The organism is Streptomyces sp. NPDC091972 (assembly GCF_044756385.1).
Taxonomy (GTDB): Bacteria; Actinomycetota; Actinomycetes; order Streptomycetales; family Streptomycetaceae; genus Streptomyces.
Genome location: NZ_JBIVSV010000014.1, coordinates 270839 through 293559, shown reverse-complemented (window position 1 = coordinate 293559; position 22721 = coordinate 270839). Strand labels below are relative to the sequence as shown.

19 protein-coding genes are annotated in these 22721 nt (G+C 70.8%); 6 read left to right on the top strand and 13 right to left on the bottom strand.

The genetic code is table 11. The annotated features are described in order from the left end of the window. The first annotated feature begins 131 nt into the window (after positions 1-131). The gene (locus tag ACIQJT_RS34280) at positions 132-917 is read left to right on the top strand and encodes a DUF1963 domain-containing protein (protein WP_402649682.1); all 786 of its coding nucleotides are present in this window, start codon (positions 132-134) and stop codon (positions 915-917) included. A gap of 363 nt (positions 918-1280) precedes the next feature. Here ACIQJT_RS34280 and ACIQJT_RS34275 read toward each other — a convergent pair whose 3' ends face one another. From ACIQJT_RS34275 to ACIQJT_RS34245, 7 genes are all read right to left on the bottom strand, one after another. Beyond that, positions 1281-1856: a hypothetical protein gene (locus ACIQJT_RS34275; protein WP_402649681.1), complete on the bottom strand. Its 576-nt coding sequence runs from the start codon at positions 1854-1856 to the stop codon at positions 1281-1283. Continuing rightward, positions 1853-3247: a hypothetical protein gene (locus tag ACIQJT_RS34270; protein ID WP_402649700.1), complete on the bottom strand. Its 1395-nt coding sequence runs from the start codon at positions 3245-3247 to the stop codon at positions 1853-1855. The genes ACIQJT_RS34275 and ACIQJT_RS34270 overlap by 4 nt, the downstream gene beginning before the upstream one ends. Further along, the gene (locus tag ACIQJT_RS34265; RefSeq protein ID WP_402649680.1) at positions 3244-4053 is read right to left on the bottom strand and encodes an ABC transporter ATP-binding protein; all 810 of its coding nucleotides are present in this window, start codon (positions 4051-4053) and stop codon (positions 3244-3246) included. Before ACIQJT_RS34265 ends, ACIQJT_RS34270 begins: the two co-directional genes overlap by 4 nt. A 32-nt stretch (positions 4054-4085) precedes the next feature. Beyond that, positions 4086-4904 carry a zf-HC2 domain-containing protein gene (locus tag ACIQJT_RS34260; RefSeq protein ID WP_402649679.1) on the bottom strand — a complete coding sequence of 273 codons (819 nt, stop codon included), beginning with the start codon at positions 4902-4904 and terminating at the stop codon, positions 4086-4088. Beyond that, the gene (locus tag ACIQJT_RS34255; RefSeq protein ID WP_402649678.1) at positions 4901-5461 is read right to left on the bottom strand and encodes an RNA polymerase sigma factor; all 561 of its coding nucleotides are present in this window, start codon (positions 5459-5461) and stop codon (positions 4901-4903) included. Before ACIQJT_RS34255 ends, ACIQJT_RS34260 begins: the two co-directional genes overlap by 4 nt. Positions 5462-5974: 513 nt before the next feature. Continuing rightward, on the bottom strand, positions 5975-6385 hold the full coding sequence (locus ACIQJT_RS34250) for a hypothetical protein (protein WP_402649677.1): 411 nt from the start codon (positions 6383-6385) through the stop codon (positions 5975-5977). Between the two features lie 54 nt (positions 6386-6439). After that, the gene (locus tag ACIQJT_RS34245) at positions 6440-7981 is read right to left on the bottom strand and encodes a carboxylesterase/lipase family protein (protein ID WP_402649676.1); all 1542 of its coding nucleotides are present in this window, start codon (positions 7979-7981) and stop codon (positions 6440-6442) included. A gap of 168 nt (positions 7982-8149) precedes the next feature. On the opposite strand from ACIQJT_RS34245, the gene ACIQJT_RS34240 reads away from it, so the two are divergent. Further along, positions 8150-8743 carry a TetR/AcrR family transcriptional regulator gene (locus ACIQJT_RS34240; protein WP_402649675.1) on the top strand — a complete coding sequence of 198 codons (594 nt, stop codon included), beginning with the start codon at positions 8150-8152 and terminating at the stop codon, positions 8741-8743. 86 nt (positions 8744-8829) lie between these two features. Here ACIQJT_RS34240 and ACIQJT_RS34235 read toward each other — a convergent pair whose 3' ends face one another. Further along, positions 8830-9699, bottom strand: coding sequence for an alpha/beta fold hydrolase (locus ACIQJT_RS34235; protein ID WP_402649674.1), 870 nt, complete (start codon positions 9697-9699; stop codon positions 8830-8832). A 513-nt stretch (positions 9700-10212) separates the two neighbouring features. Further along, positions 10213-10818: a lytic polysaccharide monooxygenase gene (locus tag ACIQJT_RS34230; protein ID WP_402649673.1), complete on the bottom strand. Its 606-nt coding sequence runs from the start codon at positions 10816-10818 to the stop codon at positions 10213-10215. 483 nt (positions 10819-11301) lie between these two features. Here ACIQJT_RS34230 and ACIQJT_RS34225 point away from each other — a divergent pair, with 483 nt between their 5' ends. Then, positions 11302-13062, top strand: coding sequence for a S8 family peptidase (locus tag ACIQJT_RS34225; protein ID WP_402649699.1), 1761 nt, complete (start codon positions 11302-11304; stop codon positions 13060-13062). A 344-nt stretch (positions 13063-13406) separates the two neighbouring features. Next, positions 13407-14804, top strand: coding sequence for a protein kinase (locus ACIQJT_RS34220; protein WP_402649672.1), 1398 nt, complete (start codon positions 13407-13409; stop codon positions 14802-14804). 197 nt (positions 14805-15001) lie between these two features. On the opposite strand, the gene ACIQJT_RS34215 is transcribed toward ACIQJT_RS34220, so the two are convergent. From ACIQJT_RS34215 to ACIQJT_RS34205, 3 genes are all read right to left on the bottom strand, one after another. Beyond that, the gene (locus ACIQJT_RS34215; RefSeq protein ID WP_402649671.1) at positions 15002-15871 is read right to left on the bottom strand and encodes a hypothetical protein; all 870 of its coding nucleotides are present in this window, start codon (positions 15869-15871) and stop codon (positions 15002-15004) included. A gap of 143 nt (positions 15872-16014) precedes the next feature. Then, positions 16015-16503, bottom strand: a complete 489-nt coding sequence (locus tag ACIQJT_RS34210) for a hypothetical protein (protein WP_402649670.1) — start codon at positions 16501-16503, stop codon at positions 16015-16017. Between the two features lie 17 nt (positions 16504-16520). Then, the gene (locus ACIQJT_RS34205; RefSeq protein WP_402649669.1) at positions 16521-18230 is read right to left on the bottom strand and encodes a PHP domain-containing protein; all 1710 of its coding nucleotides are present in this window, start codon (positions 18228-18230) and stop codon (positions 16521-16523) included. Between the two features lie 254 nt (positions 18231-18484). On the opposite strand from ACIQJT_RS34205, the gene ACIQJT_RS34200 reads away from it, so the two are divergent. Then, a complete protein-coding gene (locus ACIQJT_RS34200) occupies positions 18485-20644 on the top strand; it encodes a hypothetical protein (protein WP_402649668.1) in 2160 nt (719 codons plus the stop codon). A gap of 5 nt (positions 20645-20649) precedes the next feature. Further along, the gene (locus ACIQJT_RS34195) at positions 20650-22287 is read left to right on the top strand and encodes an amino acid ABC transporter substrate-binding protein (protein ID WP_402649667.1); all 1638 of its coding nucleotides are present in this window, start codon (positions 20650-20652) and stop codon (positions 22285-22287) included. 97 nt (positions 22288-22384) lie between these two features. Here ACIQJT_RS34195 and ACIQJT_RS34190 read toward each other — a convergent pair whose 3' ends face one another. Next, positions 22385-22672 (bottom strand): hypothetical protein, encoded by a 288-nt coding sequence (locus tag ACIQJT_RS34190; RefSeq protein WP_402649666.1) that lies wholly within the window; start codon positions 22670-22672, stop codon positions 22385-22387. Between the last annotated feature and the right edge of the window lie 49 nt (positions 22673-22721).

The following is a 22721-nucleotide window of genomic DNA, read 5'->3' as shown; positions in this document are numbered from 1 at the left end:
CCGCACATCGCCATTACGGTGATCCAGGGTGCACTGGATGCCGCATCCGAGGGGACAGGCGCGCCAACTGCTCTTCTCCGCGCGGACGTTGGAGTCATTCGATGTCAGTGGGTCCTGGCAGGATCGCACTCATGACTACCTCGATCGTGGAAGAGCTCGTTCTGCGGGGGGCCGAGAAGCACGGCGTTCCCGGTCCTGTGGCGCACGAGCTGCTCGCCGGCTCCCGGCCGTGCCTCCACCTGGTCCCCTTCCCGAGCCTGACGCCCGCCCAGCGGCAACAGGCCCGTCCCGCCGCGCGCACCGGAGGCCTCCCCAGCCTGCCGGACGGCGTCGACTGGCCCGACGGCCGCGATCCTCTGGTACTGACCGTCGACTGTGCGGCGCTCCCGCACGAAGCCCTGGACATCGAACTGCCGCCCGACGGACGTCTGTTGTTCTTCTCCTCGATCGAGTACGAGCCGGAGTCCTCGGTCGTGCTCCACGTTCCCGCCGACGCGGCGACCGCACAACGCTCGGCGGCGTACGAGCTCGACGGGGAGCCGGAGCAGGTCAAGGTCTACGAACCGGATGATCTGTACCCGGTGCCGGGGCTGACCGTCTCACCCGATTGGCGCGACGCCCCGGCGACCAGCGCATTCCTCGACAGTGGCACCGACCGGGACGACATCCTGGACGACTTCGAGGACGCCGTGCGCAGAGCGGCAGCGGGCGGGGCCTCCTACGGAGTCGCCGTCCAGCTGGGCGGTTTCTCCAGCCCTTGGCAGTCACCACCGGACGAGGACGACCTCGTCCTCCTTGCACAGATACACGGACAGTCGATCGACTTCGACGTCTACACCCAGACCCTCGTCGTCGGCACCCGCGAGGACATCGCCGCCCGCCGGTACCAAGCCCTGGAGTTCGAGCAGCAGGTCTGAAGAACGGCATGTTCCGCTGCGTCGTCGAGCGCACGACGGGGTCATCGCTGTCAGGCCCGGCAGCGCGCACCCGACCAGGATCCCGGCGCGTGCCCTGCCCGCCGGCCACACCCCACATCCGGACCGCACGTTGCAGGAGATCGCCGGAAAAGGCTGCGACCTGGTCCTGCTGCGCGGCTCCCTGAAATGTGCCGGGGCACACAACCCGCCGAACCTTGCGGGTAAGTCCTGCGGCCATCCCGACGCCGTCCCGCCGCTCAAAGCGCTGGTCAGGGAGCCGGCCCCGATCGAGCTCGGCTTCGCCCGCCGCAGAAGCTCGCGTCTGCCTCCAGGTCCGCACGGATGACCTTGTCGCCGGACCCGCTACCGCCGCGGTCCCGCGACAGCGTAGGCAGCGCTGCCGCCGACCATGAGGACCAGGGCCGTCCAAGTGCCCGTTGCCGTGCCGGAAGGAAGCAGCATCCACATCGCCACCTCCATCGGCCCACTCGTAGGGGGTGGGGCGAGGAAGGAGAACGAGAGCCAGCCGAACGGCAGCGTCCATGCGTACTGGCCGCCCGCGAGCGCCGCGCCCAGGGCGACCAGTCCCATCAGGCCCGCGCTGTCCCGGACGACGAACGCGGCGGTGGCCATGGACGCGCCCGTGGTCTGCACAGTCAGCAGCGCCGTGGCGACGACCGCGCCGGCGAGCAGCACGTGCGCCGTTCTGCGGGGAATCCAGCGGATCGCGGCCGTCCGGTCCAAGGCGACATCCTGCCCGCCGAGCCCGGGCGAGAAGGCCATCGCTCCTGTGGCGAGAATGAGCACGGGCAGCCGTGGATCACCTGGTTCCGCGCTCTCGTCCCGGGCGAGCGCCCAGACCGCTGCCACGCCGATCACCACCGCGGCGAGCGAGGCGGGTACCTGACGAGAGCGTGCGTACAGCGTCAGCCATCTCACCGGGACGCACCGCCGGACAGCACCTCGAACGGGTCGCCCTCGCAGGAGAGCGCGGCCGCGCGCATCGCCTTGATCCGCGCGAGCTGTTCGGAGCGGGGAAGCGCGGTGAGCTCCCTCCACACCGGACGGGTCTCGGATTCGACCTCACGGCGCATGTTCTCCGGCGTGCCGTCGAGCGGCTTGAGGTCCCCTAGCACCCAGCCCGCCGCGATGGTCTGCGCGTACTCGTCTCCCCCGAAGCCGCTCCAGCCGACAGGGGTGCACCCCGGCACCATGCCCTTGGCGATGAGGGCGCGGGTGAGGTCCCTGCCCTTCGCGGCGGCGACGATGTCGTCGTCGAAGTCGAGGAGTACGGTCTTGCGGGTCCACTGCGGCGTGGACCCCTCCGGCAGTACGGCGGTGTTCTCCCGGACCGAGACCGGCGTCTGGTCACCCAGGGCACCGTGCAGCAGCCGCAGCGCCTCCTTTCCGGGAGACGCGAGGTCCGCGAGACGTGCCTGCTGCGTCCTGCTCACGCACACCGGGCCCTCGCACACCAGCTGCGCCGCGGCCTCGTCGACGACGTACATCCGGCGCGGATCGGAGGGAAGGACGAGCAGGGCGATCGCCGCGCCCGCCAGGACGGGCGCCAAGGCGGTAAGCCGGGCGCGCGGGGTCGCGGCGACAAGCAGCGCGAAGCCGGTGACGGCCATGCCGAGCAGCCAGATCGTCTGCCCGACGTGCACGGGGGCGGAGAGCGTGACGAACGCCTCGCGCACCTCTTCCACGGTGGGCGAAAGGAGCGAGACCCGGTTCGGCTCCGTGCTGGTGAACCCGTCCGCTGTGTTCGTCCGCGTCCGGCCCAGCGACATGTGCATGAGGGCTGTGAACACGAAGGCGCTCATGGCCAGCGCCGGTGGGGTGAGCGGGGACGGCAGGGCCCTTCCGGCTCCCATGCCGAGCACCGCCCCCGCGACGAGGAAGAAGGCCCCCACCAGTGAGACCGGCAGCCAGCCGACGTGCGTGTACTCGCTGTGGGCGAGCACCTGGACCCCGCCCACGAGGACGAGGAACGCGAAGGCCGAGACCAGTGTGATCGCCGTCGCGCCTGCCAGGACGGCCGCCCGGTGCCGGGCCGGGCGCGGCGTGCTGGTCAGCAGCTCGGACATCTTCGAGCGGTGATCGCGGAGTCCTTGCAGGGCCCCGAGCCCCACGGCGAGCGGCCACAGGTAGAACAGCAGGGAGCGGGTCCACAGGGCCAGTGGTGTCCACTGGGCCGTCCATGCCGTGGTGCCGTTCCACCAGGCACCCTCCAGCAGGTACAGGAACGCCAGCGCCGGTACCAGGACCACGCCGCCGGCCCACGGGGCGACCGAACGCCTCAACTCGATACGCAGGACAGAGCCGTTCACCATGTCCCCCTTCCCTGCTCGGGGTTGAGCAGCAGGGCCGAGTAGCCGCGCTCCAGCGGGCTGTCTCCCACGTGTTCGGGGCCGCCCACCGAAGCCAGCTCGTCCGGAGGGCCCTGGAAGACCAGCCGACCCTCGTCGAAGAGCACCACGTCGGTGCAGGCGGCGGCCACGTCCTCCACCAGATGAGTCGAGACGAGCACGCAGGTGTCCGTGCCCAACTCCTGCAACAGCTCGCGAAAGCGCAGCCGCTGCGCCGGGTCCAGGCCGACCGTCGGCTCGTCGAGGAGCAGGATCGCCGGGTCGTTGACGATGGCCTGGGCGATGCCGACCCTGCGCACCATGCCGCCCGACAGGGCCCGCATCCTCTCGTCGGCGCGGTCCGCCAGCCCCACCCGCTCGACCGCGCGCTGCACCGCCGCGGGGATGTCCGCTTTGGGCACCTCCTTCAGCCACGCCATGTACTCGACGAACTCGCGCACCGTGAAGCGCTTGTAGTAGCCGAACTCCTGCGGCAGATAGCCGATCCGGCGGCGGACCGCACGGTGTTCGCCCCTGTCGCCCACGGACTCGCCGAGCAGCTCCAGGCTGCCCTCGGTGGGGCGCAGTACGGTGGCCAGCGTCCGGATCAGGGTGGTCTTGCCCGCCCCGTTCGGGCCGAGGAGTCCGTGGACGCCGGTGCCCAGCGACAGGTCGAGGCCGTCGACGGCCATCCGTTTCCTGCCGACCCTGACCTTGAGCCCGGTGGCCTGGATCTGCCAGGCGTAGGGGGTCGGTGCGATGTCGGCCGCGCTCACGGCGGTCGTCATGGGGTGTTCCTTTCGCATGTTCTTCCCGATGGTCATCGATGAGCTCCCAGCACGGTGTACGCGCCTCTGCGGGCGATCACGACACCGATACCGACCGCTAGGAGCAGCCCCCACGCGGGCAGACCGCCCGTCTGCAGCGTGAAGGCCGTACGGCTCGTGGCGAGGGTCGGCGCCACGACCAGGGCGGCCCAGACGGTGGCCAGCGCGACGGCTGCGCGCCGCACACCGACGACACCGCCGAGCGCCAGGGTCGTCGAGGTGAAGGCCAGACAGGGCAGCAGCCACTGGGCCACCATCACCCCCGTCGCCCAACCGCCCACCGCCAGCACGGGGACGACGACGGCCAGCACGGACGCGGTGCGTCGCAGCACCAGATAGAGCCCGGCCCTGGGCACCGAGGCCGTCAGTTCGTACGCCGGGTCCAGAGCGCGCGACCAGGACGCCGCCACGCCCAGCACCGGCAGGACCGGCGCGAACAACAGCACCCACGACACCTCGCCGGAGCCCGTGCCGGACAGATCGAGCAGCAGCGCCGCCAGTGTCACGCCCACGACCATGGCCAGCCACGGCACCATCGCCGGGGTCATCCACCTCGACAGCGGCGCCGACCAGCGCCTTCGGCGCGGCATCGTGGCGGTGACCGCCAGTCGGGGTTCCAGGCGGGACCACACCGTGTCGACCAGCGATGCCACGCCGGGCGCGGTGGCTTCGACGGCGTCTGACAACCGGTCACGGCACACCCGGCACATCTCCAGGTGCGCCTCCACGGCCCACACCTCGTCGGCCATGAGGCCCGCGCCGCCGCGCACGTATCCCTCGATGATCCGCTTCGACGCGTGTTCGACACTCATGCCAGCGCCCTCCGCATCTCCGTACGGGCCCGGCGGGCACGGGTCTTGACCGTGCCTTCGGGCAGCCCGAGCAGCACCGCGGTCTCCCGGACGGACAGCCCGTCGAGCACCATGGCCTGCAATACCTGTCTCAACTCCGGCGCCAGGCACCTCAGCGCGTCCCCGACGTCACCGTCGACGGTTTCCGCGAGCGCCAACTCCTCGGCGGCGGGCACCACTTCTGGCACCGCCGCGGCCGGCGGCGGCTGCGCGTGGTGCGCTCTGCGCCTGAACGCGTCGACAAGGCGACGCGCCGCGATCGTCCACAGCCAACCGGTGGCCGTGCCCCCGACCGCGGCCCCGGCGAACGCGCCCGCCGCACGCCAGACCGCCAGGTAGGTCTCCTGCATGACCTCCGCGACGATCTGCTCGTCCCCGCACCGGCGGCGCAACCGCACCGCCATCCACGGCGATGTACGCCGGTACAACTCCTCGAACGCGGCACGGTCGCCCTTGGCCACCAGCCGGACGAGACGCTCCTCGTCCACTTCGTGCAGCGCTGCTCTGACTGATCTCACACCTGCTAGACGCCCGGCCCCCGCGACAGGTTTTCCCTTTGCTGTGATCCACGCCACACACGGAGGGCCTTGCCGTGGTGTGGTCCCTGGTGCTGGACAGGGAGACGACGAGGTTCAGCGCAACGCGCCGGGTGTGCCGCGGCAGTGTGACGCGTGCCGTCATCGGACTGAATGACTGAGGGCCACCGCCCGCTCCGCAGCGGCGAGACTGTCGTCCCGACGGCCTCCCGTAGGACCGCGTCTGACCGCGCTTGAGAACCGGGTTCTGGACCCGCGGCCGGCTGTCGACCTGCGGGTCCGGCCTGAGGTCCATGTCCTGGGCGGAATCGGCCAGTTGCCCCTGTGGCTCCCTCCGGTCGGCAGCCCACCCGGCATCGGCGAGGCCGGACCCCCACCGGGCCTGGTCATGGCCGCGGGCCCGTCACGCTGCACCTATGCCCGGATGCCGCCCTCCAGGCTCGCGGCCGGCCTCGTCGCCGGACACTGGCGGCCGCTGACCGGATTCCCGAGGCTTCAGCCGCGGCGCCACTGCTCGATGCGCTTGTGCCAGGCCCGATCGTCCGTGGTCTCCAGGAAGCCGCGGTGGTTGATGAGCAGGTACACCTCGTCGGCCGACGCATGGGTGGTGTGGAGGATGAGGGGCCGGCCGGCGTTCAGCAGGCCGCCGAGGAAGCGGCCGTAGAGGTGGGTGAAGCGGGTTTCCGCCGCGGTGATGTCCGCGCGGGTGAGGGTGAGTTCGCCCTTGCCGGACCAGCCGGTGAGGACGAGCAGGTCCGGGTGCAGGATGATCCGGCCGCGGCGCTGGAAGAGAGTCCTCTGGTCGATGCCGGCCGCGAACTTCGCCGCTGCCCGCTTCTGGCTCAACTCGTGGGCGGTGGCGCCGACGTAGTCGGCTTCGGCGAGCGGTGTGCCGGTTTCGTTCACGGGATCCTCCGGAGGATTCGGTCGTACGGTCCGCGGGGTGTGTGGATCACGGCGTCAGGAGTTGCGTGACCAGAAGGCACAGCGGTGTTCGGCCGCCGCGTCCACGTCGGCGAACGTGCTCCGGGACAGCCGCTGGGTATGTGGGAAGGGCGGCCAGCCCTCGCCGGGTGTGCCGGTTCTGGCGAACGTCGTCCACGCGGCGATCATGCGTCGGGAGAGCGCGGCCTGGCCGTCGTCGAGCCGGAGGTCGCCCATGCCGAACAGATACGGCAGCTCAGCGCTGTGGTAGGCGCCCAGCGGGAAGTCGGGGTGAAGGTCGGGTGCGGGTGGCCGACGGTCGGCGAACTCGTAGCTGTAGACCGGAACATGCCTGGCCAGCAGCCGGTCGGCGGCCAGGGTGGGGCACACCCAGCTGCGGTCGGTGCCGACCTTGGCCCAGGCCAGTGCGGGCGTGGCGCCGGGCGGGTACGCGCGGGCGATGCGGGCTGCCAGCCGCGGGCCGTAGGTTTCGGTGAGCAGGCGGCGGTAGTCCGCCGTCGTCATCGGCCCGTCCAGAGTGAACAAGGCGGCGAACAGCCGGTGTTCGTCACGGGTGTTGCCCTGAAGGACAGGTACGCGGTGGATGTCGCCGGCGGCGAGTGCGCGGGCCGGCGAGCGGGGCAGGACGCTCGTGCCGTAGGCAGGCTGGTGGAAGCGCCCGTTGAGGGACAGCACGTCCTTGACGGGCTTGGCGCGCAGGCACTTGAGGCTCCGGCAGCCCAGAGCGCCGCGGCCCTTGGCGGCCAGTTCGTCCTGGGGTGCGAAATAGGTGGCGGCGGGGTCACCGGGTGCGAGCGTGTTCTTGGGCCAGTTCTGCAGGCAGGAGCCGCTTTGGACGACCGCGCGATGGAAGAGCCCGGCGGCCTTCGGCGAGGTGAGCTGGGCGCACACGCTCGCGCCTCCGGAGGACTCTCCCATGAGCGTGACATTGCCGGGATCACCGCCGAACGCGGCGGCGTTGTCCCGTACCCAGCGCAGCGCCGCCTGCTGGTCCTGCAGGCCGAAAGCCCCGGAGTCGGGCAGGTCCGGATGGGCGAAGAAGCCCAGGGCGCCCAGGCGGGAGTTGACCGTCACGACCGTCACGTCACCCTGCCGGGCCATGTGGGTGGCGTCGTACTGATCCCCGGAGCCCGAGCTGAAGGCCCCGCCGTGCAACCAGACCACGACCGGCCGCGGGGCCCCGCGGTCCGCTCCCGCGGCGGGCGTGGTGACGTTGAGGTACAGGCAGTCCTCCGCGGAGTCCGCCGCCTCGGGCTGCGCACAGGCCGGTCCGGGCTCGACCGCCGCCCGCGTGCCGTTCCAGGTGGGCGGCGCGGCGGGCGGCCGCCAGCGCAGGGGGCCGACCGGAGGCGCCGCGTAGGGGATGCCCTGATAGGTGGTGACACCGTCGGCACTTAACCCCTCCAGGCGGCCCTGGCGGATACGGACGGTGTACGACCGGGCTTCGGGATGCTGATCGTGGACACGCTGGGGGTGCGCGTGCTGTCCGGCCGTTCCGGGCGAGGTCTGCACCGCATCGGCCGCGCCCGCCACCGCCACGAGGAGAGCTGCACTCATTGCGGCGCCGACAGTGGAGCGTCGCTTCGGCATGATCCCGTCCTCTCCCCCTTGCCGCTGCGGCGTGCACGCGGCCCGGCATTTTTTGCAATACGTTCGTATTGCAAAAGCGAGATTAGGCTGATCCGCCCAGGAAGGCAACCATCAGGAACGGAGGTGCCCGTCGACGTGCCGCGACAGGTAGACCACAAGGCCCGCCGGGACCAGATCGCCGAGGCGCTCCTCGACATCGTCGCCGACCATGGACTGGAAGCGATCTCCGTGCGGGCCGTGGCGGCGCAGGCGGGCGTCTCACCCGGACGCGTCCAGCACTACTTCGCCAACAAGGACGAACTGCTCGCCTACGCCATCGAGTACCAGGACTGGCTGGTCCAGCAGCGGTGGAACGAGCAGGCATGGCCCGAGGGCGAGCCCACTCCCCGCGAGGCGCTGCGCTGGGTGCTGCTGGAGACGATCCCCAGGGACGACCGGCGCCGCCGCGAGTGGCTCGTCGGTGTCGCGTACCTCATCCGCATGCTCGCCAACCCCAAACTGCGAGCCCTTTACGTCGACGGGCTGCCCCGCCTCTACCGGCTTCTCGCCGACCTCGTCCGCGCGGCCCAGGAAGCCGGCGACATCGCGCCGGACCGCGACCCCGATGTGGAAGCGGAACTCCTCTTCGGCCTCGCCGACTCGCAGGGACCGCCCGTCGTCCTGGGCCTGCGCACCCCCGAACAGGCCACCGCCACCATCGACTACTACCTTGACCATCTGTTCCGGTGACGGCCGACGGTCAGGCATCCGGTAGGACCACGGCGAACCTGCGCGCAACAACCCGGCGGCAGCCTAAGAGTCGGTCAGCGGCTCGCTTACGCTGCTCCGTCGAGGACCTGGCGCAGTCGATGCGCGAACTCGTCCGGCTTCCCCGCATAGCCGAACTCCCCGCCCATGAACCCGCCGTGATGGCTGGGGAACACGGTCACCTCCTGTCCCAGCAGTTCAGCGGTCGCGACGGCGGTGCGTCCGGTCAGCATGCCTTCGGACTCCTCGCCCACAGCGATCACGACGCGGGTCGGCGCGGCGGCGATCGCGTCGACATCCGGCCGATAGCCGCTGACCGCCCACGACCGGTCCGACAGCAGCGGATTGTCACGTGAGCCGTCATCATCCGTGGGCATCCCGAACGCGGCGGGGTCGGCCTCCGGCTGTGCGAAGTACGCGTCGGTGAACTCTCCCTTCCACGAGGTCATCGCCACGAACGCAGCCATCCCCGCACCCCATCCCCGCTTTTCGTAGGCCTCCGTGACCCCGGCCCGCGCCCGCACGGCCGCCGCTGCGTCCGGCGTGAGGGTGATGAGCGGCGGCTCGTGCGCGACCAGGACAGTCACGTCTGCGGGATACGTCGTCACGACCGCGAGCGCGGTGACCGCTCCCCCGCTGCTGGCGAACATCTCGACCGGCCCGGCCCCGAGCGCCTCGATGACCGCGTGCACGTCGTCTGCCTGAGTCTGGGGCGTGTGGTCGACCCGCCCGTCCTTACGGGTGCTGCGACCGAGGCCGCGCGGGTCATAGGTGACCACGGTCCGGTCAGGAAAGCGCGCGGCCAGCGCGGCGAATCCACTGGCGTCCATGGGCTGCCCGATCATGAACAACGGCGGGCGTCCGTCTGCGGTGGGCAACGGCCCGCGAACGTCGTAGACGAGGTCCGCGCCGGCTGTTTCGAGGGTGTGAGTCTCCATGCCTGTGCAGACTGGTCCCGGCCCCGAAACTCATCGGCGCGCCGGGCATCGCTCCGCAAGAGGGCCACACTCCCGCCTCGCGGCACGCCCCCGCCTGACGATGGGAGCGCTACCGGGAGATCCGGCACCGCGGGCGGCCGACGAATCGGGCACGTCCATCCGGACCCGGTCGGGCACCTTCGCCCCTCCCCGCTCCCCTGGCGAGAGCCATCGGCTTCCCCTACGGCGGTGGCGGATCAGCTCCCGCCACGCCACCGGGTCGCGCCCCTGAGACGCGGTCTCGACAACCCCCGGCGCCCCATCGGCAGGGCGGTGGTCTCCACTGTCGGCTCTGCTCGATCACCAGATCCGCGAAGAGTGACGTGAGGATGCACGAAGCCCCGTCGGGAAGGGTGACCACATGAGGCCCTGCCCGACGGGGCTCGGTCCGCCAGGCGGCGAGCTACTGGCGTCCGGCCGAGACCGGCTACCGGCGTCCGGTTGAGGCCGACGCTGTGTGCGGTGCCTTGCGGATCAGGCGAAGTTCACGTCGCTGCACCACATGTAGGCCTGGTCGAGGTGCGAGGCCTGCCAGATCACGAACAGGATGTGGTGACCGGTGTAACCGGAGGTCTGGACCGGGAACGTGATGTCATTCGCCGGGGCGAAGCGGCCGGTCTGCGTGATGAAGTCGAGGTTGCTCCAGCCCAGGGTCTGGGTCTTGGGGTCGAAGCCCTGCTTGCTCACGTAGACCTTGAAGTAGTCGGCACCGTGGGAAGCCTGGTCGTACAGGTGGACCGAGAAGTTGTTGCCGATGGTGGTGGTCTTCCACGGTCCGGGCTTGTCCAGGCTGGCGTTCCTGGACAGGTTGTTGCTGCAGAGCGTCCCGTCGGGGGTCCGGGCCTGGAACTGGCCTGCGAGGCCGTCGCGGAGCGCGCTCATCCAGTTCCACATGGTGTCGGCGTTGGCCTGGAAGGCCTGCCAGCACATGGGGTCCTGGGTCTGCATGGCCGGGTTCGTGTGTTGGCTACCCCACGTCTTCCAGCACTGGTACGCGCGGGTGGCGGGGCCGACGACGGTGCCGTGAGCCTGGGCGGGGGTCGACCAGGCGAGGGCACCGGCGACCACGGCGAACAGCATGACGAGCGCTTCGAGAGGCCGCCGGAGGGACGCTCGGGAACGTCCGGTTAACGGAATCTTCTTACGCATGTGGGGGGACTCCTTTCAGTTGCAAGGCTGAGATGGGAGCGCTCCCAAAGTTAGGTCTTCCGAGCGAGATGTCAATGAAGTACACAGAGTTGATTACAGAGATGACTGACGAGCAGGGAATCAGCCGTGAGCCACGGGTCGGAATGGTTCGTGGCTCCTCGCAACGAGGTGCGGGACGACCGCGTCAGGTAGGTCGCTCCCGATGGGCAGCCAGTCGCATCGCAGCAGGTCTCTTTTCAGCCACGCCTCCGCAACGTCCCTGCGCGAAAAGGTACTTCCGTACAGGATCATGCACCTGACATCTTGCATCCACCACTCGTTTCGTACGGCTCGGCCCGTGCCCTCAGCACGGCTGGGCCGTCTCCGGAGGATGCATTGATACCCCCCATATCCAGCCGTCCCAGACGCACGCTGGTGCTGGCGGCCACGCTCGGCGCCGCCCTTGTGTTCGGCGCCCCGGGTGCCCTCGCGGGCACGCTCCCGATTGGCCCCTCCACCGCGTCGGCCGCCAAGGCCCACGCTCCGGCCGCCGCGCCGGCTTCCCAGAGTGCGACCTGGGTGGCCGGGACGCGTGCCTACCTCGTGATCACCGCGCCCGGTGACAGTTCGGCGGTCCGCTCCGCGATCACGGCCAACGGCGGCACCGTCTTCTCGAGCTTCGACGCCATCGGCGTGATCGTCGCCCACTCGACATCCAGCACCTTCGCCACCACCATGCGCGGCGTCACCGGCGTGCAGCAGGTCGGTGCCACGCGTACCTCGGACGTCCCGGCCGACGCCTACAACCCTGCGCTCCCGCCCAATCCGGCCCAGGCCTCGACCCCGGCCGGAGAACCGGTCCGGGCCGACATGAGCCAGATCAAGGCCGACCAGGCCTGGGCCGTGAACCCGGGCTCCCCCTCCGTCACGGTCGGTGTGCTGGACACCGGTGTGGACGACCAGCACCAGGACCTGGCGCCCAACTTCGACGCGGCCGACTCCGTCTCCTGCGCCTACGGCAAGCCCGACACCCGTGCCGGCGCGTGGCGGGACGTCGACACGCACGGCACCCACGTGGCGGGCACCATCGCAGCGGCCAAGAACGGCAAGGGCGTCGTCGGTGTGGCACCCGGAGTCAAGATCGCCGCGGTCCGGGTCGCCGAGCCGGGCAACTCCTTCTTCTTCGCCGAGAACACCATCTGCGGCTTCGTCTGGGCCGGTGACCACGGTTTCAAGGTCACCAACAACAGCTATTACACCGACCCGTGGCAGTTCAACTGCCCGGACAACATCGACCAGGCCGCCATCATCGAGGGCGTCAAGCGCGCCCAGGCGTACGCCGAGGGCAAGGGATCCCTCCAGATTGCCGCGGCGGGCAACGAGAACTACGACCTCGCCCACAAGACGACGGACTCCGCGAGCCCGAACGACTCGACGCCGGTCACCCGCACCATCACCAACGCCTGCCTCGACATCCCCACCGAGCTGCCGGGTGTGGTCACCGTCGCGGCCAACGGCACCGGCGTCACCAAGGCCTCGTTCTCCAACTACGGTCAGGGCGTCATCGACGTCGCGGCGCCGGGCAGCAACGTGTACTCCACCGTCCCGGGCGGCGGCTACGGCAGCAAGAGCGGCACCTCGATGGCCACCCCGCACGTGGCCGGCGTGGCGGCACTCATCGCCGGCGCCAACCCGGGCATCACCCCGGCGCAGATCCGCGCCAAGCTGGCCGAGCAGGCCAACGACATCGCCTGCCCCTCGGACAGCCGCTGCACGGGCACGACGGCCGACAACTCGTTCTTCGGCGAAGGACAGGTCGACGCCCTCAAGGCCGTCGGGACCACTCCGCCGCCCGGCAAGTACTTCGAGAACCTCGCGGACTTCGCCATCAACGACAACGCGACCGTCGAGAGCCCGATCACCGTGTCCGGCGTGACCGGCAACGCCCCGGCCACCCTCAAGGTGGGCGTGGACATCAAGCACACCTACATCGGTGACCTGAAGGTCGACCTGGTGGCGCCGGACGGCACCGTCTACACGCTGCACAACCGCGCCGGCGGCAGTGCCGACAACATCGCCCAGACCTACACCGTGAACGCCTCCTCGGAGGTCGCGAACGGCACCTGGAAGCTGCGCGTCAACGACAACGCCGCCTCCGACACCGGCAAGATCGACGCCTGGAACCTGACCTTCTAGCGCAGGAACCGGCAACGCCCGCGTCAGCACGCACAGCGCCGACGACGGCTCCCCGCCCGCGGTCGCGGACAAGGCGGGTTGCGGATTGCTGGGCGGCAGAGGCGTATGGGCCCCGGCGACGGTGCAGACCGCGCTTGGGGCCCATACGCCGGAGGTGTCCAGGACTGGCCATGACGTGCACGCTCAGCGGTCCTGGGCTCGGTCGCCGGAGGTCCTCGGCGTCGGATCGGCGAGGGTGGGCAGGCGCCGAATCGGCGAGGGTGGGCACAGCCATGGCGGGTACACGCCACGGGACCTTGTCGATGTCCGCGTCCAGCTCGCGGCGCAGCACCGGGAGACCACACATGAAGGTGCGCCGATCAGCCTCGTCCACGGCGCAGGGCACGCCGGCCGAAGTCGTGGCCGACCGATACCGGTTGGAAGCGAAGCTCGGCTCCGGTGGCGCCGCCGACGTGTACCAGGGAATCGATCTCCGCCTCAAGCGTCCGGTGGCCGTCAAGGTCTTCCGGCCCGACGGCGAGCCGACGCTGCGGCAGCGCTTCGCGGACGAGGCGGTGCTGCTGGCGCGACTGCGGCACCCGGGGCTGGTCACCCTCTACGACGCGGGGCAGCACCAGGACCGCCCCTTCCTGGTGATGGAGCTGGTGAAGGGCCAAACCCTGGCTCAGCGCATCGCGGCAGGGGTGATGGAGCCTTCGCACGTGGCCCGGCTCGGCACCGCGCTCGCACGAGCTCTCGCTCACGTGCACGCAGCGGGCATCGTGCACCGTGACGTCAAGCCGTCGAACGTCCTGCTGGACACCGCGGACGTCCCGCACCTCGCCGACTTCGGCATCTCACGGATGGTGGGCGCCACCCGGCACACGGCTTCCGGTGCGCTTCTCGGTACCGCCGCCTACCTGGCGCCCGAGCAGGTGCTGGGCAAAGGGGTGGGACCGGCCGCCGACATCTACGCGCTCGGCCTGGTCCTGCTGGAGTGCTTGAAGGGTGAACTCGAATACGGCGGCACGCCGCTCGAAGCCGCTGTGGCGCGCCTGCACCGGCCCCCCGTGGTTCCGGTCTCCGTGCCTCCGCGGCTGGCCGAGCTCCTGCTTGCGATGACGGCGCTCGAGGACCAGGAACGGCCTGACGCCGAGCAGTGCGCCGAGACGCTCTCCGCGCTGTCCGCCGAGGCCGTCGTGCCGACCGCGGTGAACGCTGCCGACAGCGGCTGGGACGCGGTAGCCGGAGCAGGGGCGCGAAGTGAGGAAGGCCCCGCACCGACTGCCGCCGGGCCCGGGATCCGGCACCAGGCACCCAAGCCGCTCCGCTCCCGTCGCCCGCTGCTGGCCACCGGTGCGGCCGTGCTCACAGCACTGCTCGGCGCCACCCTGGTCGTCTCCGCGGACGGTGAGGGGAACAGCGCCGGCCGATCCGCCGCGGGCTCGCCCGGATCGACGCCCCTTCAGCAGCCCTCGTCCCCCGCCTCCCCAGAAGGCCCGGAGACGGCGGCCGGGCAGCCGGCCGCATCGACCGCGCCCTCATCGAAGGCTCATCGTCTCGCGACGTCGGCTGCTTCCGGCCCGCAGGCCCGTACGCCGTCGGTCGATCCGACAAGCAAACCCGGCCCGGGAGCGTCAGCTGATCGCAAGGACGCGCAGAACACCCGCCCCCGCCCGGACGCCGCACAAGCCGACGACAAGAACCCGCCCGAGAAGGCAGCGCACCCGAAAGGCCCGACCGCGGAGAAGGAACACCGCTGACTTACCTACGACGATGTCCGTGACCCGAGGTTGCCGCGACGTTTCAGGCAACAGCCGCACAGGGTCGAGTCGGAGCGCTGCCATCCGCCGCCTACACGTCTTCGGCGCCCCGGGCGGACCCTGCGCACCCGTCTCACCTGAAGGCAGAGCTCGCCACGTTTCCCGCAGAGGACACGCGGACTCGGGACTCCGCCGCTTCACCTGGTCGGCGCGGAGGTCGTCGGGACGGACTGGACGGCATAACTGTCGGTGAGAGAGAGGGCGGCCACGTAGCGGTGCGTGGTGTAGGCGGACCGGCTCACCGCGAAAGTCGACAAGGGATGCCAGGCGAGGTAGACGGCTCCCTCATCCGCAGCCTTCGTCACCGTGCCGCCCGTCTGGATGTCGCCGGTGTCCGTAGGGGGCATGCACGGGCGCTCCCCCACGGACACGCGCAGCCGGACGCCGAGACCGCCGTGTGCCATCCCCTGCTTCTGCGTCGCCGGGCCGTATGTGGTGGACAAGCAGGTCGGCTGCGAACCCGGGGAGGCGGTACTTCCCTGCTGCGACACGGCTGGGGACGGGTCACCGCCGGCCTGGCTCAGCCACGTGGCCATCCCGGTCAGCGTGTGCGGAGACTGCCCTGAGCCCACCCACTTCTGTTCGGCCAGCACCGTGTCGAGTTGCTGGAGGCGCGTGCCGATGTCCCCGTCGAACGCGAGGTAAACGACGCTGCTGCGAACGCAGTTGATCGGCGCCCAGTGCGCAGGCCCGAAGAACGGGTTCTGGTCCTCCGTCCGGCAGGAGTCCGCCACCGACGTTCCGACGGGGACTGCCCACGGCAGTGCCGACGTCAGCTTCGTCAGACGCGCGGAACTCCGCCGAGCTGCGGCCTCGCCGGCGGTGCGGGTGGGTGCGGAGTGCGCGAAGGCGCCGACGTCGGGCGGCGTGCGGTCCAACGTGCGGTGGATCTGCCACAGCACGTACAGCACCACAACGCACACCGCACCGACGGTGGCGAGCAGGGCGATCACGCATCCGCGTGGCAGTGCCCCTCCTCCACCGCGTCTGCCCATCGGGTGATCCATGGCTGCATGGTCGCGGCCCGACACGGGGTTTGGGGCAACGGATCGGTCTCCTTACGGTCTCGCACGGTGTGCAACCGTGCTGCCGTGGTGTGTCCGGACAGTGGACGAGTCGATACCCAGCGGAAAGACACGCCGGAAGGTGATCAGTGGTCGGCGCAGCACGGTGTCGGGTCCGGCACCTCGAAGGGGACGAGGGTGCCGCCGACGGCCGGCATGGCGGCCAGCACCAGTGCGCCGTCCTGCCACTGGGGCCGCACGTGGTCCCTCGTGACCAGCGAGGTCCGCGGGTCGGGCCGACCGGGCGCGCCGAGGACCGTCACGCGGTCGATCGCGGAGCGGGCGAGCAGCTCCGCGATCGTCGTCGTGCCGGTGAGGGACGCGACACCGGGATAGACCACGGCACGGCCGACCGCGTCCGGCAGGCCGTCGGCCACCTCGTGTCCACGGGCCGTCAGCCACTCCCGGGCGGTGCGCGGGAGCGGCGACGGCAGGGCGAGGGACACGACCACCCGCGGCCGGTCCCCGCGCACCAGGTGCGTACAGCCGAACGCACCCTCAGGCAGGGCTAGTTCGGCCGCCAGCGTGTGGAGCAGGTGATCGGCCGCGCGCAGGTCGCGGACTCCCGCATCCACGGTGAGGGCGTACGGTGTCACGAGGGCAGGACCCACACCGGGTTGGAGTAGAACCACAGGTCGCGCCACGGGTCGGCGTCACCGACGACGTCGATGGCCGGGCCCGCCGGATCGACCGCCGCGCCCATCGGGCCCACCCCGGACCGGTTGCCGTCGGTGCCGCGCAGACGGACGTACAACGGCCGGTCCACCCGCCCGAGTTCGTACGTCAGGCGGACCGTGCCGGCCGTCTTGCCGATCTCGTACGACTTCACGACCCTGGCCGTCGGAGCGGTGAACGTGTCCCGGTCGGAGACCGGACCGGTCACATCGCCCCGGATGACGTCCACGCGGGCCAACTTCGGCGTGAAGCCCGCCCAGTTGGGGCCGCCGGCGAGAGCCACGTCGACGCCGAGCGTGACGGTCGTCCCCTTCTTGACGCGCAGCGCGCCGCCGAGCGTGGCCCAGCGGCCGCCGCCCGAGACCCGTACGTCGAGGCCGCTGATCAGTTGACCGTGGTCGACCCACACGCGGCCGGCGCGGATGCCGTCCATGACGGCGGCGTACGAGAAGCCGTCGGCGCCGACGTGGGTGCGGCTGTACTGGCCGGGCCAGTAGTCGCCCTGGGTGATGTCGATCCGGCCGCCGTAGACCGGGTCCTGGTAGCGGCCGTCGGTGTCGAAGTCACCGGGGCCCCGCACCGCGGTGTCGGCGTACACCTGGTGGGAGTCGGAGTTGGCGGTGATCCACCAGGGCTTGCCCTCGGCGAGGAGGCTGTCCCACAGGCCGCCGACCGTGGCGGTCATCCAGTCGAAGCCGCCCCAGGTGCGGTAGCTCTCCGGCGGGTAGCCCGCGAAGGAGTTGGCGCTGGGGCTGTTGTCGTAGATGCCGCGGGCGCGGGCCATGCCGAGCGGGGCGGGCAGGCCCGCGGCCTGGTGGCCCGGCGCGCCCTCGAAGCCGACCGCAATCTGGTGGCCCGGGTCGGTCGCGTCACGCCAGGCGCGGATCTCGTGCGGGGAGTCGACACCGCGCCGCGCCGGGTGGTTGGCGAGCATCAGCGCGTCCTTGACCTTGCGGCGGCGGACCTGCTCGCCGAGGAAGGCGAGACCTGCGACGGCGAGGGCCTCGTTGGCCGGCGTCGAGTCGGAGGCGCCCTTCACGCTGCCGTCGTAGTCGGTCTCGAACTGCTTGAGGACCGACACCTCGTGCTTGCCGGGGTGCACGAAGACAGTGCCGTGCTCGGCGCCCGGGATGTTCCACTCCAGCCCCTGGAAGACCAGGGTGTCCTCGTAGGCGTCCCGCGCCGCCCTGATGTCCGGGTTGACCTTGTCCACGCCGATCCTGGCATGCGTGGCGCTGCCGTGGTCGGTGATGACCAGCCAGTCCATGCCGTGCCGGGCACCCTGTCTGACCTGGTCGACGACGCGGTACTTTCCGTCGCTGCTGTACTGCGTGTGGATGTGGTGGTCACCGGCCAGCCAGAGGAAGCCGCGTGTGCGGCGGCCGTCGGTGGCGGCCTGGGCGGGAGCGGCCGCGACCGGGCCGAGGACGCTCCCGGCGGTCAGCCCCGCGCCGAGAAGTCCGGCGCGTCGCAACAGCGAGCGCCGCGACTGCTGTTCGGGGGTGAGGGCCTCGTCGGGGACGGAGGTGTCGAAGGCGGCGGGCAGAGGGGCGGTGGGCGTGTGCCCGTTGTCGTGGTCATGGCCGTGCTCGTGGCCGTGTCCGTGGTGGTGATGCCCGTGTCCCATGAACGCCTCCCGGGTGCCGCTGCCTTCTGCGGCACCTCTGCGCCGCCTGTGGAGGATCGAGGCGGGACATGAACTCCGGAGGACGCGGACGTGATCGGAGGTCATCGGCGGGTCGACAGACGTCGGTCGACCCACCACCAACTTCCCGTCACTTGACAGCCGTTGTCCTGGCTGGACGTCTCGTGTTCCACTAATCTCCGTCCACCACATCGATCACCCGCTCCCGGGCGGGCGGGCGTCCACGGGGGAGATGCGTGTATGAGGACCTGGGATTCGAGAGACTCCTCGACGCGGACGGTTTCTTCGCGCACTTGTTAGGGCGGTCGCCGTCGGGTGCCGACCGCAAGTTGTTGTACGGCCCCGACCTGCCCGTGGTGCTGCTCACCGGCGGCCCGGGAATGGGCAAGGGGCGGCTGCTGCGGGCGGTGCACGACCGATTCGCCCGCCAGGTGCCGGTGATCCGCCTGGACTGCGCCTCACCTGTCTACGCGGACCGGGCCGGGTCGGAGCCCGATGCCCGCTCGGCGGCGACCGAGGCCCTGGTCGAGACCGCCCTGCTGCTGCACACCTGGCGGGGAACGGGCGGCGCGTTCACCTTCCCACGACTCTTCGCGGGCCTGGCGGTGATCGCGACCGGCGTCGCGGACGGCACCGGTGCGTCGATCAGGACAGAGGTCGAGCGGTACGAGGAGCTGATCCAGCAGCCGCGCCTGCTCGGCCTGGGAACGCGTGACTTCTGGCGCGGCGCGCTCCTCGGGGCCGTACGGAAAATGCTGGAGGTGCTGGCCGGACAGACGCTCGGCCCGTACGGGGCGGCCGCGCTCACCGCGCTGCTCGACGCCCTCTTCGATCGCGCGGCGCCCCGGGTCGAGGCGGAACTGACCCGGATCTACGGCGAGTATCCCGGCGCGGCCGGCCAGCCCAAGCACGGGCTGCGCAGGCTCGCCGAGGACTTCCGGGCCGGCCGCGAGCGACGGGAGGACCGCGAGCGGCGCGAGGACGCGGAGCGCTTCCTGTTCCGGGCGCTGCGCGAGGATCTGGAGGCCGCGTACGGCGGTCTGGGTGGCTGGCTGGGCCGGGTCGGCCGCCCGGGACTGCTCCTGGACCACGCCGATCAGCCGCTCGGCGAACGGCTGCTGCGCGCCGTTCTCACCGACCGCCGGGCCGGGCAGCGCGACCGGGTGGTGATCGTGGGCACGGCGCGCCGGGCGGACGGCGGTGACTTCCTGCACGGAGGGCTGCCACCGAGGGAGATGGCGGTGTTCCGGCCCGCCGACGGGGTGCCTGCCACCTGGTCCCGTCGCAGGGACCGTGAGGGGGACCTGGGGCCGTTGTCCGCCGGGGTGCTCATGCTGCGGATGCAGTTCCTCACCGGCGACCAGCTCCGCAAGGCGACGGAGCGGATCCAGTTGGGCGCGGAGCGGGAGGGCGGTGCGCATCGCCGCCGTATCACCGCCGCCGTGGCCCAGTTGAGCGGCGGACGGCCGCACACGGTGATCCGGCTGGCCACCGCCGCCGCCGACCACCGGATGGAGTCGGATGCCAACGACCGGGCCATCCTGGACGCCACGCTGCACTCCCCGGACGGCGGCCCCGAGCGGCGGGTGACGGACGTGCTCCTCCAGGAGCTGGTCCTCGACCAGCTGCCGGTGCGGCTTGCGGGCGAGCACCACGACCAGTGGCTCGATCTCCTCACCCATCTGTCGGTGGCGCACGACCAGGAGTGCGCGGACGTGCTGCTGCGCCACCACCAGGCCGGCCGCGTTCTGCGTCTGACGGCACACGAAGTGGCGCGACTGCTCAACGACACCGGGTGGCCCCACTGCAAGCGGCACTTCATCGGGGACTTCGGGCTGCGCCAGTTGCTGGTGCACCGGCTGTACGGGCTGGAACGCGACGGTGCCGCCTGGTACGCCGACCACCACCTGCTGCGCGACCACTACGCCGTGAGCGAGCCGGGCGGCAGCGCGTTCCGTTCGGTGACGACCCACCAGATGAACCACCACCTCGTGTCCGGCGGTGTCGACGACGTGGTCCGCCACCTCGTCAGAGCTCTCCCCGGCCGTCCCCGTCAGTGGTGCGAGGAACTGCTGGAGATCGCCCAGGCGCCCTATCCAGGCGGGGCGGACGAGCGCCGCAGGCGTGCCCAGGGTGAGGTGCCGCTCGACGGACCGCCGCTGCGCCGCACCGTCGACCAACTCCTGCACGCCGTGTGGCTGTGCGAGGAGCGCACCAGGCCGACCGGCGGCGAAATGGCGAACACCCTGGAGCAGTTGCTGAGGCAGCTGTCGGCCATGGACTTTGACGGCGCCGGAGAACTCGGTCCGACAGCGACCGCGTGGAGCCAACTGGCCGTGAACGAGCAGCCGTTGCTGCGCTGCGACTGCACCGATCAGCTCGGCCGAAGGAGGTAACGGGGATGCCCGGCTGGATACCCAGGTGGAACAGGCTGCCCAGGTGGGGCAAGATCCTCTACGCGGTGGCGGGCGTGGCGGTGTTCGTGGCCGCCGGCGTGTACGGCGTTCCCGCCCTCCAGAAGCCGGACACCTGCCGCGACGGCATCGAGAAGGTCGGCGGCGAGTGCATCGGCGTCGACGGCACGGGCTACGACTTCGGCACACCGGAGATCAGCGCCGTGGCCGAGGCCATCTCGGCGGAGAACAAGAGGATCGCGAACCAGCCTCACGTCACCGTGGCGATGATGCTGCCCCTCCAGTCGGACATGGCGGCGCTGCGGCGGCAGATGCGCAGCGACCTCCAGGGGGCGTACCTGGGGCAGCGGCAGGCCAACTCGGGCGAGGGTCAAGTGCCGAAGATCCGCCTGGTGTTGGCCAACCCCGGGCTGAACTACGGCCATCAGGACAAGGTCGTGGGCACACTGCTCGACATGGCCGAGTCCGACGAGGACAAGCTGAGGGCCGTCACGGGCTTCAACCTGACCCTCGACGCCACCGAGGAGGCCGTACGGCGTCTGACGGCGAACGGTGTCCCGGTACTCGCCTCCCGGATCAGCGGAGACGGGATCGCGAACGTCGACGGGCAGAAGCAACGATTCCCCGGTCTGGCCCGGATCATCCCCACCAACGGCAACGCGGCACAGGCCCTGGCCAACTTCAACGGCGAGCGGGGCAAGCGGAACGCCAGGACGGTGCTGGTCCACGACACCCGTCCGGACGCCTACGACGAGTCGCTGGCGAGGGCGTTCCGGGGGATCAAGGAGACCGGCCCGGCGGGCCCCGCCGACATGCCCTACGAGTCTCCGGGGATCAGCGAGGCCGGCTCGACGGGCAGCCAGTTCGAGCAGATCGCCAACAACATCTGCGGTTCCGCGGCCGACACCGTCTACTTCGCGGGGCGCACGCTGCACCTGCGGATCTTCGCACTCACCCTCGCCAAACAGACCTGCGCGGACCGGCACTTCACTTTGGTCAGCGGCTCGGACGCCGCTTCGCTGCGCCAGACCATGTCCGAGAAGGACTGGGCGCAACTGCGCGGCGAGGACGGCGGGGCCAAGGTGACGGTCCAGTACGCCGCCCCCGCGCACCCGGCCGCCTGGGACACCGAGCTGGCGGCCTGGACCAAGCGGTGGAAGGCGGCCCACCACCGCGAGCCCACCGCCGCCGAACTCCCCCAGTACCTCACGGAGCCGAAGGCGGCCCTGAACGCCCTCAAGGACCTGATCAAGAGCACGAGCGCGGCGGGCACGGACCTCGGTTCCACTCCGGACCTGGAGGACTCCCGCACCATGCTCGTCCACGACGGGCTCGTCACCATCGGCACGGCCCTGCACGAGGTGCAGGGCAACGACGCCGGGCAGTCGCCCAGCCTCGCGGACGTCCGCCAGGAGTGGTCGAAGCTCCAGTCGGTCCACCGGGTGCGGGGCACGAGTGGCCTGATCTGCCTGACCAGCGGCGGGAATCCGTACGACAAGCCGGTCGCGGTGGTTGAGCTGAACCCGGGGCAAGGCGTGCGCGGGACACTGAAGTTCGTCGGTCTGGGCTGGCCCGCCGGCAAGGAACAGCCGAAGAACTGCGTGATCCCGAGCGGCACTTCCTGACCTGTGCAGGGCCACCCCGATCCGCCGAAGACGGCGGCCCTCCGCTTCGGTGCGAGGGCCGGAGGCTGCCTCCGTCCGCCTGGTAGGCGAACGCGCCTCAACCGAGTCCGCGATGGGCGGCCCACAGTGTCCCGGCCCGGTGGGCGGCGTCGACGACCAGAGCCGCCAGCGCCGGTTCGTCGGGGACCGGGAACGAGACGTACGCGCCCCGCCCACCGCCGACTGGCCGTCCATAGGCTTTCACTGCGAGGTGACCGTCCGGGAGGAGCCGGATGTTGAGTGTGGTCAGTTGGAACTCCTCGCCACGTCGCGTGTCCGTCCAGCGGAGCGCCTGCGGGATCGTGACGTTGATCGCCAGAGCGCTCACTTCCAGGTCACTGCTCATGGGCGGATGATCTCATGCCGGTGACCGAGCCGTCGTGGCGATCTTGCGA